The following is a 13,572-nucleotide window of genomic DNA, read 5'->3' as shown; positions in this document are numbered from 1 at the left end:
TAGGAGAGTTGAGCGTGTCCGGGGGCAACTCTTCGACCCTACTGCCTGCTGCCTTCCCTTACAGATACAGCTGCGGATCGACAGCGCGATCGTCGCGGCGGAGTTCGAAGTAGACCTCGCCGCCGCGCGCGGCAGAGCCCAGGGCCTGACCGTCGGCGATACGTTCGCCGGTCTCCACACTGACCGTATCCAGACCGGCGATGACGGCCCGCCAGCCGCCGCCGAGGTCGAGGATGACCACTTCGCCCCAGCCGCTGAGCGGGCCGGCATGATCCACCCGCCCCCCGGCGGGCGAGGCGACCGGCCCGGCGGGGGCGGCCCAGCGCACGCCCTGTCCCGATTTCGTCGACGCCCCGCTGACCGGGGACGTCAGCCGGGCGCGGCCGGCGGGCAGGCGGCTGGAGGGCGTGGGCGCGTCGGTGGCTGTAGCGGGACGGCCGCCGAGGTTGCGGATGCGGGCCTCCAGGGCGGCGGCGGCGCGTTCGGCCCGGGCGGCGTCGGCGCGCAGGACGGCCAGGAGGGCGGTGCGGCGGGCGGACAGGTCCTCGATCTCGGCGCGGCGGTCGCCCTGGGCGCTCTCGGTGGTCAGCAGGCGTTCCGAGGACAGGACCGCGAGGCGACGGATGCGGGCGACCTCGGCCTGACGGGCGGCGAAGGTGGCGGCGCGACCCTGCATCCCGGGAGCCATGGCCTTCATCAGGATGGCCGCCCGGACGGTGTCCACGGCGCGGTCGGCGGGGACCAGCAGGGGCGGCGGGGGCCTGCGGCTCATCATCTGCAGGGCGGAAAGCAGGCGGCCCTGGCCGTCCCGGGCCTGGGCCAGTTCGGCGACGATGGCACCCTCACGCCGGCTCAGCTCGCGCAGACGCTGGCGCTGGGCCGACAACTGACTGTCATCGGCGGTCTGGTCGGTGCGCAGGGTGGCGAGTTCGCGATCGAGGGCGGTGATCTCGATCTGTGCGTCGCGGGCGTCGGCGCGCAGGCGTCGGGCGCGGACCTGTTCGTCGCGGTACTGGGTCTGGAGCTGCTGAAGATCGTCCTGAACCGACGCGGCGGCGGGCAGGCCGGAAAGGGCGATCAGCAGGCTGAGGACGGCGGCGCGGTTCATCAGTCGCGATGATAGGGTGATCCGGCCAGGATCGTCACGGCGCGATAGATCTGTTCCGCCAGCATCGCCCTGGCGAGGGCATGGGGCCAGGTCTGGGGCCCGAAGGCCAGGGTCGAACCGGCGGCGGCGAGGACGCCGGCGTCCAGCCCGTCCGCCCCGCCGATGACGAAGACCAGCCGCCGCTCGCCCCGGTCGCGCAAGGTGGCGAGGTGGTCGGCGAAGGCGCGGCTGGACCAGGTCTTCCCCCGTTCGTCGCAGGCGATCAGGTGCGCGCCCTCGGCCGCCGCCAGCAACAGCTCTGCCTCCGGCGCCTTGCCGGTCTTGCGGGGTTCCAGATCGATCAGATCAAGCGGGCCAAGGCCCAGGACCCTGCCGGCTGCGGTCGCGCGGGCCGCATAGTCCGAGGCGAGTGTCGCCTCGGGCCCGCGACCCGGCTTGCCGATGGCGGCGATGGCGAGTTTCACAGGTTTCCCTTCTCCCCTTGCGGGAGAAGGTGGGCGAGCGAAGCGAGGTCGGATGAGGGGTCACGCTGATGTTTGAAATCCGCCACGCCAGCCCTCACTCCAGCCATCGGTGTGACCCCTCATCCGTCAGCCCCCCGATCAAGTCGGAGGGCTGCCACCTTCTCCCGCAAGGGGAGAAGGTGCCTAGGCGTTCGCCGTTCTGTGGGCGCTGTCGACGGCCCAGATTTTTTCGATGTTGTAGAACATCCGCACTTCGGGCCGGAACAGGTGGACGATGACGTCGCCGGCATCGATCAGAACCCAGTCGCAGTGCGGCAGGCCCTCGACCTTGCCGCGGCCCAGGCCGTTTTCCTTCAGTGTGCGCAGCAGGTGGTCGGCGAGCGCGCCCACGTGGCGGTGCGAACGACCCGAGGCCACGATCATGCTGTCGGCCATGGGCGACTTGCCCCTGAGGTCGATCAGGACGATGTCCTGCGCCTTGTCGTCGTCCAGCTTCGACAGCAGGGCGATTTCAAGCGGAGTCGTGCCGGTCGGGACGATGCCCTGGCGATCGAAATTCGAGGCGTCGTCGTCGCCGTTATCCGCGCTGAACAGCGGGAAGTCTTCGGCGGAATCGTCGGAGAGGTCTTCGTCGTGACCGTCCTCGGCCCCGTCTTCGGCCCCGTCTTCGGAATGGATGGGCGCGATCGGCTCCATCTCATGGGCCGTGTTCGAAACGGCGTCTTCTTGCGCGTCGTGCGCGGGCGAGGGGGTCAGCGGAAGGCTCCGGGAGGGTTCACTAAAGAGGCTCTGTAGCATGAAAGCCCGAAAACGTCACCCGGACGGCTCAAGGTCATTTCCGGGCACGCAAGGCCGTGGACGAGCTGGGGTTCAACGGCGCCGTCAGATAGGTCCAGGCCGGGGCCGCCATCGTCGGTAACAGGCGTGCCTCGTTGGACGCGACCCGGTGGCCGGCGAAGCGGCGCGCGGCGGGCGCGGCGCGGCTTTCCAGCAGGCTACCGGGCCGGGCGATCACGGCCACCGGCATCATCCGCATGATGTCGGTCCAGCCCCGCCAGCAATGGAAATTCGCCAGATTGTCGGAGCCCATCAGCCAGACGAAATGGACGCCGGGGTGACGCAGTTTGAGCGCGCGCAGGGTGTCGATGGTCCAGGTCGTGCCGATGCGGGTCTCGAAATCCGAGACGACCATCTGCGGGCTGCGCGCGAAGGTCGCGGCCGAGGCCATGCGGTCGGAGAGCGGCGCGGTCTGTCGTGTGTCCTTCAGCGGGTTCTGCGGCGAGACGAGCCAGATCACACGGTCCAGATCCATCCGCTGAACCGCCGTTTCCGCCACATGGGCATGACCGTCGTGGGCCGGATTGAACGAGCCACCGAACAGCCCGACCTTCATCCCGGCGGTCAGCTTCAGGCCGTCCCTCAGCGCCCCGGAGCGGGGTCCGTTCGCCTGGGGCGCAGGACCGGCGTGGAAGAAGGACAAGGCGGGCGGGCTCGCGTCGGACTTATGCTCACGGATGAGCAAACGAAAACGCAGCTAACACGACGGCGGTCGGCTTGTCGCCATGGAGAGCGATCTTCGGGGCGGCGCGCAGCCCCGGGTGGTGCCGGGTCACTGTCGCGAACTCACGTTTCGGCCTCACTCTCCCTCCCCCCTGAAGGGGAAGGAGATTTTTTGTCAGGGTGCCCAGCCGTTGGCGAAGGTCTCGATCTCGTCGCCCTCTTCATCGATCTCGCCGCGGGTCTTGCGGACCTCGGCCCAGGCGGCGCGGAGCAGTTCGGGCACGCCCTCTCCAGACACGCCCGAGACCAGCATGGGGCGACGACCGGCGACGGCTTCCAGCTCTGCGGCCTTCTCCTCGCGCGCCTCGGGGGTCAGGGCATCGATCTTGTTGAGGGCCAGGATCTCCTGCTTGTCGCCCAGGCCTTCGCCATAGGCGTCGAGCTCGCCGCGGATGATGCGATAGGCCTCGGCCACATCGTCCTGGGTGCCGTCGATCAGGTGGATCAGGGAGGCGGAGCGTTCCACGTGGCCGAGGAAGCGGGTGCCGAGACCGGCGCCTTCCGAGGCCCCCTCGATCAGGCCGGGGATGTCGGCGATGACGAACCGTTCCCCGGGGCTGAGGTCGACCATGCCGAGGTTGGGGGCCAGGGTCGTGAACGGATAGTCGGCGATCTTGGGCCGGGCCGCCGAGGCAGCGGCGAGGAAGGTCGATTTGCCGGCGTTGGGCAGGCCCGCCAGGCCGATGTCGGCGATCAGTTTCAGCCGCAGCCAGATCCAGCGCTCCTGGCCTTCCTGGCCCGGGTTGGCGTGGCGCGGGGCCTGGTTCTGGGGACCCTTGAAGCGGACATTGCCCCAGCCGCCGTTGCCGCCCGAGAGCAGCAGTTCCTTCTGCCCGACCTCGACCATGTCGAGCACGACGGTTTCCTTGTCCTCGTCCAGAACCTGGGTGCCGACCGGAACGCGCAGGATCACATCCTCGCCCTTGGCCCCGTGCATCTGGCGGCCCATGCCGTGGGTGCCGGTCGGGGCCTTGAAATGCTGCTGGTAGCGATAGTCGATCAGGGTGTTCAGCCCGTCGACGGCCTCGACCCAGACGTTGCCGCCATTGCCGCCGTCGCCGCCGTCCGGCCCGCCGTTCGGAATGAATTTCTCGCGCCGGAACGAGACGGAGCCTGCGCCGCCGTTGCCGGAGCGAATGTAGATCTTGGCCTGGTCGAGGAACTTCATCGAGGATTTCTAAGAGAGGGCGCTACCGGTCGCGACGCGGTCGCTGGCGGCTTGATCGCGGCCTATAGGCCAAGAGAGCGGCGAATTACAGGCGGAGGCGGACGGTCGTGCTTAAGCGGATCGAAAGCCTGTCCGGTTCAAAGGTGTCGGGGAACATCCATGGAGAGATCAGAATGATCTCGCTGACGACATCGACGACCCGGCCGCCGCCCTTCTGGCGCACTCCGCTGCAGGGGCAGGCGAGCCCTTCGTCCGCCCGCGATACGTCCCCGGGTTTCGGCCTGCCGTCCCTCACCGAGATGCGCGACACGCAGAAGTCGATGAAGAAGGAGCTGGCGGCCAAAAAGGTCCAGGCCGTGCGGGAACGCATGGATGCGCTGAAGCTGATGGTGAAAATCGACCCCAGGGCGGGGCTGAAGATGACCGCCGTACTGGCCAAGGAGCTCAAGTCGGCGGTGAAGGACTATGTCGAGGCCGGCGGCAAGAACGTCACTGACGGCGAAATGGCGATGATGCGCCGCGACGCGAAGGATGCCCGCGAGGCCGCCGATACGGCGCTGAAAGGCCTGCCGACGGAACCGAAGGACGCCGATGTCGAGGCTGTCGACGCGAACGCCGGGGCTGAACCGGCGAAGGTCGATGCGGAGATCAAGCGGGCCCAGGCCGCCTATGCCACCGCCTTCGAGATCGCCGACGGGCGCGACGAGACGGCGGACCGGGCCGAGGCCGTGCTCGGCGCGGCCACGGTCGACCGGGGCTTCTTCCTGCAGGTGAAGATGGCGCTCGCCGAGCTGAAAGAGGCGCGCGACAAGATCAAGGCCAACTGGACCCATCCGAGGTCGCCGGACGAGGACGACTGGAAGGCTGCGGACAAGGAGATGGCCGAGCTCGAAAAGACGATCGACATGGCACCGACAGGGGCGCCCGAGCTGCTGTCGAGCGGGTCGTCGGTGAAGGCCTAGCCCTCTCCCCTTGCGGGAGAGGGAGGCGGCGCACGAGCGCGCAGCGATCGTTCTTGCGCCGGCGGGTGAGGGGTCACGCAGACGCTCACCGGTGAAGGGCCAAGACCCCTCACCCTTTCGGCCAAGACGCATCGCTGCGCTCTGCGGGCCTCAAGCCCTCTCCCGCAAGGGGAGAGGGATAGAAACCTTAGCCCTTGGCCCAGACGCCGAACGGGTCGGACCAGCCCAGGCCCATGGCTTCGGCCACGGCCGGATAGGTGATCTCGCCCTTGAGGACGTTGAGGCCGCGCGCCAGGTGCGGATCCTTCCTGAGCGCCTCGAGACCGTGGTTTGCGAGGGCCAGGCCGAAGGGCAGGGTGGCGTTGTTCAGGGCTTCCGACGAGGTGCGCGGGGCGGCGCCCGGCATGTTGGCGACGCAATAATGGACCACGCCGTCGACGGTGTAGGTCGGGTCCTCGTGGGTCGTGGCGTGGCTGGTCTCGAAACAGCCGCCCTGGTCGATGGCGACGTCGACGAGGACGCTGCCCGGCTTCATCGACTTCAGGTGGGTCTTCTTGATCAGTTTGGGGGCCTCTGCACCCGGGACCAGGACGGCCCCGATGACGACGTCGGCCTTGACCACCTCTTCGTCGATCGCGCCGATCGAGGAATAGCGGGTAATGACGCGGCCGTTGGTGACCTCGTCGATCCAGGCCATGCGCGGGATCGAACGTTCGAGCACCACGACCTCGGCACCCAGGCCCATGGCCATGCGGGCGGCGTTCAGGCCGACGACACCGCCGCCGAGGACGAGGACGCGCGCGGGGGCCACGCCGGGCACGCCGCAAAACAGCAGGCCCATGCCGCCGTTGTGCTTGAGCAGGGTCTCGGCGGCCGAGAAGACGGCGATGCGGCCGGCGACTTCCGACATCGGCGCCAGCAGCGGCAGGCCGCCACGCGCGTCGGTGACGGTCTCATAGGCGATGGCGGCGCATTTCGAGGCCAGCAGGCCCTTCGTCTGTTCCGGATCGGGGGCGAGGTGGAGGTAGGTGTAGAGGATCTGGTCCTCGCGCAGCATCTCCCACTCGACCTTCTGGGGCTCCTTCACCTTAACGATCATGTCGGCGTTGGCGAAGATGGTGGCCGCGTCGGCGACGATTTCGGCACCCGCCTTGACGAAGGCGTCGTCGGTGAAGCCGGCACCGAGGCCCGCGCCCGTCTGGACCGAGACGGTGTGGCCGTGGGCGACGTATTCGCGCACCGCTGTGGGGGTCAGGCCGACCCGGTGTTCGTTCTTCTTGATTTCCTTGGGAACGCCGACGCGCATCAGATCTCTCCGGTTCAGACGATGGACCCCGCAAGGCCAACGGGCAGCGCGGGCGATGGCTGCATCTTCTAGCGGTGACTCCTGTGCAGGTTCCTGTTCTTTTCCCGAGGTGATCAGCGTAAACTCGCAGAAGATTGCGTCAGGAGCCAGTATGAAGACCGTTTCCGCTGTCGCCCTCGATGCGACCGACAGAAAGATGCTCCGTGCGCTGCAGACGGACGGACGGATGACCAACACCGAGCTGGCCAGGACGGTGGCCCTGTCCGAGAGCGCCTGCCTGCGTCGACTGCGCGCCCTGGAGGGGGCGGGGGTGATCAGCCGCTACGCCGCCATCATCAACGAGCGGGCCGTGGGCTTGCCGATCAGCGTCTTTGTGACCGTGACCCTGTCGTCCCAGGCCGAGAGCGCCCTGACCGCCTTCGAGACGGCGATCACCGGGGTGCCGGAGGTGGTCGAATGCTATCTGATGACCGGCGGGTCCGACTATCTGCTGCGGCTTGTGGTGCGCGACGTCGATGATCTGGAGCGGGTCCATGCGAAGGCCCTGACGACGATTCCCGGGGTGACGCGGGTCTCGTCCAGCGTGGCGATGCGGACGGTGGTCAAGCGCGGGGCCCTGCCGGTTTGATGTGGCTTATGTCCCACGCTTGCCTAGTAACCCTGACGTGTAAAAAGCCCGCGGCGGCTGCCATTCCTCCGGTGTCATGCCGTGTCCGCACAGGCATAGATTGAATACAGACTTGACTCGAGCCTCTCACAGCGCGCTTTATCCGCATCATGAACTTTAGCGACAACATCGCCGTCTGGACCGATCGTGAGCCGACGCTCGACGAAGAAATCGGCGCGCTGGACGACGAGGACATCTTCGATATGGCCAATCTGGTGGAGACGCAGACCGGCATCGTCGGGATCGTGACGATCACCACCGTGATGGGACGCCATGGCCCTCGGGTGAAATACTTCTTGAAGGCAGGTCGCCACAACCCGAGTTTTTCAGTCGCCGTAGCCTCCGACCCGAGAGTTGTCGCCAACAGCCTCGATGATCGCGATCTGAAGAAGATGGCCCCGTCGGTCATGGAATGGGTGGCTTTGAACCACGAGGCGCTCGCGAGTTTCTGGTGGGACGGCGCGGATTGGGAAGCTCCCGACGTGCATGCCTTCATCGAGCGGCTGAAGAAGGTTTAGCGTTTCTTCGGTCTGGCGACGCGGAACAGCGCGAGGACCAGCCAGACCGCGCCGATCACCAGCACCAGATCGCTGACCATCTTCACCATCCCATACAGGGTCACGGTCTCTACCGACCGTGTCGTCGCATCGGCCAGAAGCGCTGTCAGACCGCCCGCGATCAGCAGGGCGAGCGGCCAGACCAGCGGCTTCAGGCGGCGGCGCTTCATTTCAGCGCCAGGGTGACCTGTTTGATGTCGACATATTCCTCGATGCCGTGGGTCGAGCCTTCGCGGCCGTAGCCGGACGACTTGACCCCGCCGAACGGGGCGACGGCGGTGGAGATCAGGCCGGTGTTGATCCCGATCATGCCTGCCTCGATGCGGCGGCCGATCCGCATCGCCCGGTCGAGGTCGCGGGTGAACAGGTAGGAGGCGAGGCCGAACTCCGAGTCGTTCGCCTTGCCAAGGACCTCGTCTTCCGTGTCGAACGGGAAGACGGGGATCAGAGGGCCGAAGGTCTCCTCGTGGCGGAACAGTTCGTCGTCGCCACCCAGGGTCACCGTCGGCTGGAAGAAACGGCCGCCCAGGGCATGACGCGCGCCGCCGGTCAGGACCCTGCCGCCCGAGGCCCGGACCCGCTGCAGGTGATCCTCGACCTTGGCGATGGCCTTGTCCTCGACCAGGGGGCCGACCTTGACGCCCATGTGAAAGGCCTGGGCCTCGAAGGCCGGGCCGACGGGAATCTTCGCCACCTCGGCGGCGAGCCTGGTCGCATAGGCTTCGGCGACCGAGGCGTGGGCATAGACACGGTTGGGACAGACGCAGGTCTGGCCGGAGTTGCGGAACTTGCCCTTGATGGTCTCGGCGACGGCGAGGTCGAGATCGGCGTCCTCGAACACCATCAGGGGGGCGGCACCGCCCAGTTCCATCGACACCCGCTTCAGGGTCGGGGCGCATTGTTCGGCCAGCCTGCGGCCCACGGGCGTCGAGCCGGTGAAGGACAGTTTGCGAATCAGGGGGGAGGCGGTCAGGACGCCGCCGATCGTCGCGGCGTCGCCGGTGATGACGCTGAGCGCCCCCTTGGGCAGGCCGGCCCTGTAGGCGAGTTCGGCCAGGGCGATGGCGGTGAACGGCGTCTGGCTGGCCGGCTTGACCACGGCGGTGCAGCCGGCGGCGAAGGCGGGGCCGAGCTTGCGCGTCAGCATCGCCGCCGGAAAATTCCACGGGGTGATCAGGGCACAGGGGCCGACCGCCTCGCGGAAGGTCAGGATGACGTGGCCCAGCGGACTGTCCTGGGTCTCGCCGAGGATGCGCTCGGCCTCGCCTGCGAACCATTTGATGAAGCCGTTGGCGTAGGTCACCTCGCCCCTGGCCTCTTCGAACGGCTTGCCGTTTTCGAGCGCCATCAGGGCCCCGAGCCCCTCGGTGTTCTCATCGATCAGGACGGCCCAGTCGCGCAGGAATTGGGCGCGCCTGTGCGGGTCGGAGCGCGACCAGTCGGGGAAGGCGTCGTGCGCGGCCTGGATGGCGCGTTCCGTCTCGGCGGCACCGAGGTCGGGGATGTGGCCGATGATCTCGCCGGTCGCCGGGTCGTCCACGGCGATGCCGTTGGCGCCGGCCGGGATTGCCTCGCCCGCGATGAAGGCGTGCTCGCGCAGGAGCTTCAGTCCGGCGTTGCGGGCGGCGGTGTTCATGGCAGACCTCGGCGTGTTTTCCCTCCCCCGGCGGGGGAGGGTCGTCGCGAAGCGACGGCGTGGGGGCGGCAGGGCGATGCAGATACCGGCGTGTGAGATTTTGCCTTGCCGCTCCCACCCGGTCTCCGCTGCGCTTCGACCACCCTCCTCCCAGGGGAGGGAGAAGCCGTCGACTGGTCTAACGCCTCAGTTGCCGATCGTCTCCAGGTCCCGCCCCTTCGTCTCCGGCAGGAAGAGCAGGGCGACCACGGCGGCGAGGGCGGTGAAGGCGGCCGCGTACCAGAGGCCGAAATAGATATTCCCCGACCAGGCCACCAGGGCGAAACTGGCCGCCGGCAGGAGGCCGCCGACCCAACCGGTCCCCACATGATAGGGCAGGCTCATGGCCGTATAGCGCACCCGGGTCGGGAACAGTTCAACGAGGGCTGCGGCCTGGGGCCCGTAAAGCGCCGTCGCCGCCACGATGAAGACCATCAGGACGGCGAAAATCATCGGAAGGTCGATCCGGTCAGGATCCGCCCGGTCAGGATAGCCCGCCGCCGCCAGGGCGCCCTTGATGCTGGTTTCTACCCCCGCTTTGGCGGTTTTCAGCCCGTCCGGTGACAGGCCCTCGCCCTCGACCGAGGCGATCGTCGTCTCGCCGATCCGCACCGCGGCGACCGAGCCGGGTGCGGCGGCGACGTTGACGTAGGAGACCCCGGCATTGGACAGCACGGTCTTGGCGATGTCGCAGGAGCTGGCGAAGGCGGTCTTGCCGACCGGGTCGAACTGGAGTGCACAGGTCGCCGGGTCTGCGATGACGGTCACGGGCGCGGAGGCCTGTGCCTCCGCCAGGGCCGGATTGGCCGCCCGCGTGAGCGCCTGGAAGCCGGGGAAGAAGGCGACGAGCGCCAGGATCATGCCGAACAGCATGACGGGCTTGCGTCCCACCCTGTCCGACAGCCAGCCAAAGAAGACATAGAGGAAGGCCGACACCACCGTCAGCGCCAGCATGATCATGTCTACCGTGGCCACCTCGACCTTGAGCACCCGCTCCATGAAGAAGCGGGAGTAGAAATAGCCGCAGTACCAGACCGCGCCCTGGGCGATCATGATGCCGAACAGGGCCAGAAGGACGAATTTGGCATTCTTCCATTGCAGGAAGGATTCCCGGAACGGTGCCCGGCGCGTCCCGCCCTCGGCCTCCATCTTGCGGAAGGCCGGGCTCTCGTTGAGCTTCAGACGGATCCACAGGGAGATGATCAGGAGGAAGATCGACAGCACGAACGGAATGCGCCAGCCCCATTCATTGAATGCCGCCTCGCCCAGAATGGCGCGCGTCGTCAGGATGACGGTCAGAGCCCCGATCAGGCCGAGCGCCGCCGTCGTCTGGATCCAGCCGGTCAGATATCCCCGTTTCGGGGCCGGCGCGTGCTCGGCCACATAGATGACCGCCCCGCCGTATTCCCCGCCGAGGGCGAAGCCCTGAAGGATGCGCAGCAGGATCAGCAGGATCGGCGCAGCGATGCCGATCTGCCCATAGTCAGGCAGCAGACCGATGCCGACCGTCGCCACCCCCATCAGGGTGATGGTGACCAGGAAGGTCTTCTTGCGCCCCGTCCTGTCTCCGAACCAGCCGAAGACCAGAGCCCCGAGCGGCCGCACCACGAAGCCGACACCGAAGGTCAGAAGGGCCAGGATGTAACCCGTCGCCTCGCCGACGTCGGCATAGAAATGGCGGGCGATGATGGTCGTCAGCGAGCCGAAGATGAAGAAGTCGTACCACTCGAACGCCGTGCCCGCGGCGGAGGCCGCGACGACGGTCTTCAGACCCGGTTCACCGGCGTCCTGTTCGGTGGTCGCAGTTGTCATCGTCTTCCCCGCCTGTGAGCCTGGGCACCGTCTGCCGGATGCCTCCCCGCCAGCCTAGAGCCATCCGGAAAAGTGTGAAGCGGTTTTCCGGCCGGATCAGGCTCCAGGACCATGCTGGACCCTGATTCACGGCATGGGCGAGACCGCGAGGCGATCTCCCCTCAGCCGGTCAAGGTCTCGCGGCGGTTCGCGTCAGGGCAGGCGGACAAGGGTCCGGTCAGGCAGGGGCCCGCCGGACGGGGGGGGCGGCGGGCCTTCTTTATCCAGGCCGCGCCTCAGAGAGAGGGCGTCCCGAAAACGGGGATCAGTTTTTGGCGTCTTCCGCGGCACCGGTAACGGCCTGGCCTGCGGCCGAGGTGTCGCGGCCGACACCCGAGATGGTGTTGCAGGCGGCAGTGGTCAGGGCGGCGGCGGCGGCGATCAGTATGAAAATCTTGCGCATGGGAGACTCCTGAGACTTGCGGGCGGAGTGAGGCCCGCCCTGTGGCAGATCAACGCGATGTGCGGCTGAGGGTTCCGGGCGTCACCCTGGCGTCGCTGGGCTTCAGATCGTCGGGATTGGTCGGCACGATGGCCTCGGGCGTGGCGAAGATCATTCGGGCGATCGTGCCGCCGCCGGGGGCGGGCAACAGCTCGGCCTCGCCGCGCAGCTGTTTGGCGAAGGCGCCCATCAGGGTGCGGCCGACCCCGCTCCGGACGGCCTCATCGGACGTCCCCGGTCCGTCGTCCTGGACCTCCAGGGTACTGGTGTCGCCGTGGACGCGGAAGCGGACCTGAAGCGCCCCGCCACGCCCGGCGAAGGCGTGTTTCTGGGCATTGGTGACGGCCTCGACGAGCCAGAGGGCGAGCGGTGCCAGTTTGTCGGGATCCACGACCAGACTGTCAGCGTCGATGGAGGAGGTGACCGCGAACCCACGCCCGGATTCCGAGGCCACCATCTGGCCGACCAGCTCGGTGAGGAACTCGCGCGCATCGGCGTGCCGGATGTCGTCGGACTGGTAGAGGGTGCGGTAGATCAGGGCGAGGGCCGAGATGCGCTGGCGCGTGTCGCCGAGCGCCGCCCTGGCCGGTTGGTCCTTCAACGCCCGTTGCTGCAGCGACAGCAGGGACGAGATGATCTGCAGGTTGTTCTTCACCCGGTGATGGATCTCGCGCATCAGCGCGTCCTTCTCGGACAGGCTTTCGTTGAGGGAGCGGTCGCGGGCGGCGATGGCCTCGGCGAGCTCGTCGAGCGTCCGGGCCAGGCGACGGACTTCGGCCGGGGCGTGGGCGGCCTGGAGGGGACGGACGGAATAGCGGCCCCGCGCATAGAGGGCGGCGATCCGCTCAAGATAGTCCAGCCAGCGCACGACGATCCGCTCGGACACCAGCATGACCGCGGCGAAGGCCGTGACCCAGGCAGCGAGCGGCAGGACCAGGGCGCCGATCGGGTTCAGCTGCGCCCAGGACAGGAGCCCGGGCGAAGGGGCGGAAATGACCACATAGACGTCGCGCCCGGCCAAGGCCGCGCCGGCGTAGTCGCGACGCTCGCCGTCGGCGGCGTCGGCTTCAAACATCACTGGATGACCTTCCCGCGCCCGCTCGACCCAGCCCAGCAGGCCCGGCCCTTCGTTGAACGTGAAGGCGCGGATGTCGGTGGAGACCAGGACCCGGCCTCCGGCGTCGGTCAGGGCAGCCTCGGCGTTGTCGGGCAGGGACGGGTCGGCGATGTCGGGCTGCAGTTCGGCCAGCGGCAGGACAGCCGCCATGGCTCCGGCGAAGACTCCGCGCGGTCGTTCCCGGCGCACGCCGATGACCAGCGCCGGTGTGTCGCTGAGGTCCGGGGAGGCGCGGGCCAGGGTCACTTCCTCGCCTTGTCGCAATCGCTGGAACCACGAACTCCGGGCAAAGGCGGGAGCATCCGGGACGACCGGCGTGGGTCTGGAATCGCACACCACCTCACCGCCCGTGCCGATGCGGTAGAGGGCGTCGTAGCCGTCGAGGCGCTGGACGAGGGCGGCGAGGCGCGGGCCGCAAGCGGGGCCGGTCGCCTCCGGGGCCATGGCGCCCATGAGTACGGTCGCCGTGTCCAGCCGGGACCTGGCCGCATGGGCGGTGCGCTCGGCGGCGAACTGAAGGTCGGAGCGGCGGTCCTCGGCCTGTCGACGGAATTCGGCATGGGTCTGGAAGGCGCCGAGCAGCAGGATCGGCAGCAGGGCGATGGCCATGGCCCGGCCCAGGCGGAAGCGAATGCCCGGAGCGCTGGGCCTCAAGACTCCACGCGCCCAGAATCGTCCGAGGGAGGAGGCTGCGC

General features: G+C 68.1%; 14 protein-coding genes. 3 read left to right on the top strand and 11 right to left on the bottom strand.

Annotation, left to right across the window (positions count from 1 at the left end):
- Nucleotides 1-58: 58 nt before the first annotated feature.
- The 5 genes from ACW18A_RS14175 to obgE all read right to left on the bottom strand — a co-directional run bounded on the left by ACW18A_RS14175 (nucleotide 59) and on the right by obgE (nucleotide 4,300).
- Nucleotides 59-1,108, bottom strand: coding sequence for a murein hydrolase activator EnvC family protein (locus ACW18A_RS14175; RefSeq protein WP_492022352.1), 1,050 nt, complete (start codon nucleotides 1,106-1,108; stop codon nucleotides 59-61).
- Entirely contained in the window at nucleotides 1,108-1,572 is a 465-nt protein-coding gene (rlmH, locus tag ACW18A_RS14170; RefSeq protein WP_492022351.1) for a 23S rRNA (pseudouridine(1915)-N(3))-methyltransferase RlmH, read from the bottom strand. The genes ACW18A_RS14175 and rlmH overlap by 1 nt, the downstream gene beginning before the upstream one ends.
- Nucleotides 1,573-1,755: 183 nt before the next feature.
- Nucleotides 1,756-2,268 (bottom strand): ribosome silencing factor, encoded by a 513-nt coding sequence (gene rsfS, locus ACW18A_RS14165; protein ID WP_492022350.1) that lies wholly within the window; start codon nucleotides 2,266-2,268, stop codon nucleotides 1,756-1,758.
- Between the two features lie 136 nt (nucleotides 2,269-2,404).
- Nucleotides 2,405-3,052, bottom strand: coding sequence for a nicotinate-nucleotide adenylyltransferase (locus ACW18A_RS14160; protein ID WP_492022349.1), 648 nt, complete (start codon nucleotides 3,050-3,052; stop codon nucleotides 2,405-2,407).
- A 195-nt stretch (nucleotides 3,053-3,247) separates the two neighbouring features.
- Nucleotides 3,248-4,300 carry a GTPase ObgE gene (obgE, locus tag ACW18A_RS14155; protein ID WP_492022348.1) on the bottom strand — a complete coding sequence of 351 codons (1,053 nt, stop codon included), beginning with the start codon at nucleotides 4,298-4,300 and terminating at the stop codon, nucleotides 3,248-3,250.
- Nucleotides 4,301-4,473: 173 nt separating this feature from the next.
- On the opposite strand from obgE, the gene ACW18A_RS14150 reads away from it, so the two are divergent.
- Nucleotides 4,474-5,262: a hypothetical protein gene (locus tag ACW18A_RS14150; protein WP_492022347.1), complete on the top strand. Its 789-nt coding sequence runs from the start codon at nucleotides 4,474-4,476 to the stop codon at nucleotides 5,260-5,262.
- Nucleotides 5,263-5,449: 187 nt separating this feature from the next.
- On the opposite strand, the gene ald is transcribed toward ACW18A_RS14150, so the two are convergent.
- Nucleotides 5,450-6,568 (bottom strand): alanine dehydrogenase, encoded by a 1,119-nt coding sequence (ald, locus tag ACW18A_RS14145; protein ID WP_492022346.1) that lies wholly within the window; start codon nucleotides 6,566-6,568, stop codon nucleotides 5,450-5,452.
- Nucleotides 6,569-6,719: 151 nt separating this feature from the next.
- Between ald and ACW18A_RS14140 the strand changes: the two genes are divergently transcribed.
- Both ACW18A_RS14140 and ACW18A_RS14135 read left to right on the top strand, forming a co-directional pair.
- Entirely contained in the window at nucleotides 6,720-7,196 is a 477-nt protein-coding gene (locus tag ACW18A_RS14140) for an Lrp/AsnC family transcriptional regulator (RefSeq protein ID WP_309628697.1), read from the top strand.
- Between the two features lie 149 nt (nucleotides 7,197-7,345).
- Nucleotides 7,346-7,753: a hypothetical protein gene (locus ACW18A_RS14135; protein WP_492022345.1), complete on the top strand. Its 408-nt coding sequence runs from the start codon at nucleotides 7,346-7,348 to the stop codon at nucleotides 7,751-7,753.
- Here ACW18A_RS14135 and ACW18A_RS14130 read toward each other — a convergent pair.
- From ACW18A_RS14130 to phyK, 5 genes are all read right to left on the bottom strand, one after another.
- Nucleotides 7,750-7,962 carry a hypothetical protein gene (locus ACW18A_RS14130; protein WP_492022344.1) on the bottom strand — a complete coding sequence of 71 codons (213 nt, stop codon included), beginning with the start codon at nucleotides 7,960-7,962 and terminating at the stop codon, nucleotides 7,750-7,752. The genes ACW18A_RS14135 and ACW18A_RS14130 overlap by 4 nt on opposite strands.
- Nucleotides 7,959-9,428 (bottom strand): NAD-dependent succinate-semialdehyde dehydrogenase, encoded by a 1,470-nt coding sequence (locus ACW18A_RS14125; RefSeq protein ID WP_492022343.1) that lies wholly within the window; start codon nucleotides 9,426-9,428, stop codon nucleotides 7,959-7,961. The genes ACW18A_RS14130 and ACW18A_RS14125 overlap by 4 nt, the downstream gene beginning before the upstream one ends.
- 186 nt (nucleotides 9,429-9,614) lie before the next feature.
- Complete coding sequence (locus ACW18A_RS14120) at nucleotides 9,615-11,279, bottom strand: MFS transporter (protein WP_492022342.1); 1,665 nt, start codon at nucleotides 11,277-11,279, stop codon at nucleotides 9,615-9,617.
- 304 nt (nucleotides 11,280-11,583) lie between these two features.
- Nucleotides 11,584-11,721, bottom strand: coding sequence for an entericidin A/B family lipoprotein (locus ACW18A_RS14115; protein WP_492022341.1), 138 nt, complete (start codon nucleotides 11,719-11,721; stop codon nucleotides 11,584-11,586).
- Nucleotides 11,722-11,770: 49 nt separating this feature from the next.
- Nucleotides 11,771-13,486, bottom strand: coding sequence for a sensor histidine kinase PhyK (gene phyK / locus ACW18A_RS14110; RefSeq protein WP_492022340.1), 1,716 nt, complete (start codon nucleotides 13,484-13,486; stop codon nucleotides 11,771-11,773).
- Between the last annotated feature and the right edge of the window lie 86 nt (nucleotides 13,487-13,572).

The organism is Brevundimonas sp. AVps5 (assembly GCF_058681515.1).
Note: the sequence above shows the minus strand (reverse complement) of the source record. Positions and strands in the feature narration are given on the sequence as shown.

Coding starts and splice junctions, on each gene's coding strand:
- ACW18A_RS14175 (WP_492022352.1), bottom strand. CDS start 1,108: ATGAACCGCGCCGCCGTCCTCAGCCTGCTGATCGCCCTTTCCGGCCTG.
- rsfS (WP_492022350.1), bottom strand. CDS start 2,268: ATGGAGCCGATCGCGCCCATCCATTCCGAAGACGGGGCCGAAGACGGG.
- obgE (WP_492022348.1), bottom strand. CDS start 4,300: ATGAAGTTCCTCGACCAGGCCAAGATCTACATTCGCTCCGGCAACGGC.
- ACW18A_RS14150 (WP_492022347.1), top strand. CDS start 4,474: ATGATCTCGCTGACGACATCGACGACCCGGCCGCCGCCCTTCTGGCGC.
- ald (WP_492022346.1), bottom strand. CDS start 6,568: ATGCGCGTCGGCGTTCCCAAGGAAATCAAGAAGAACGAACACCGGGTC.
- ACW18A_RS14140 (WP_309628697.1), top strand. CDS start 6,720: ATGAAGACCGTTTCCGCTGTCGCCCTCGATGCGACCGACAGAAAGATG.
- ACW18A_RS14135 (WP_492022345.1), top strand. CDS start 7,346: ATGAACTTTAGCGACAACATCGCCGTCTGGACCGATCGTGAGCCGACG.
- ACW18A_RS14130 (WP_492022344.1), bottom strand. CDS start 7,962: ATGAAGCGCCGCCGCCTGAAGCCGCTGGTCTGGCCGCTCGCCCTGCTG.
- ACW18A_RS14125 (WP_492022343.1), bottom strand. CDS start 9,428: ATGAACACCGCCGCCCGCAACGCCGGACTGAAGCTCCTGCGCGAGCAC.
- ACW18A_RS14120 (WP_492022342.1), bottom strand. CDS start 11,279: ATGACAACTGCGACCACCGAACAGGACGCCGGTGAACCGGGTCTGAAG.
- ACW18A_RS14115 (WP_492022341.1), bottom strand. CDS start 11,721: ATGCGCAAGATTTTCATACTGATCGCCGCCGCCGCCGCCCTGACCACT.
- phyK (WP_492022340.1), bottom strand. CDS start 13,486: ATGGCCATCGCCCTGCTGCCGATCCTGCTGCTCGGCGCCTTCCAGACC.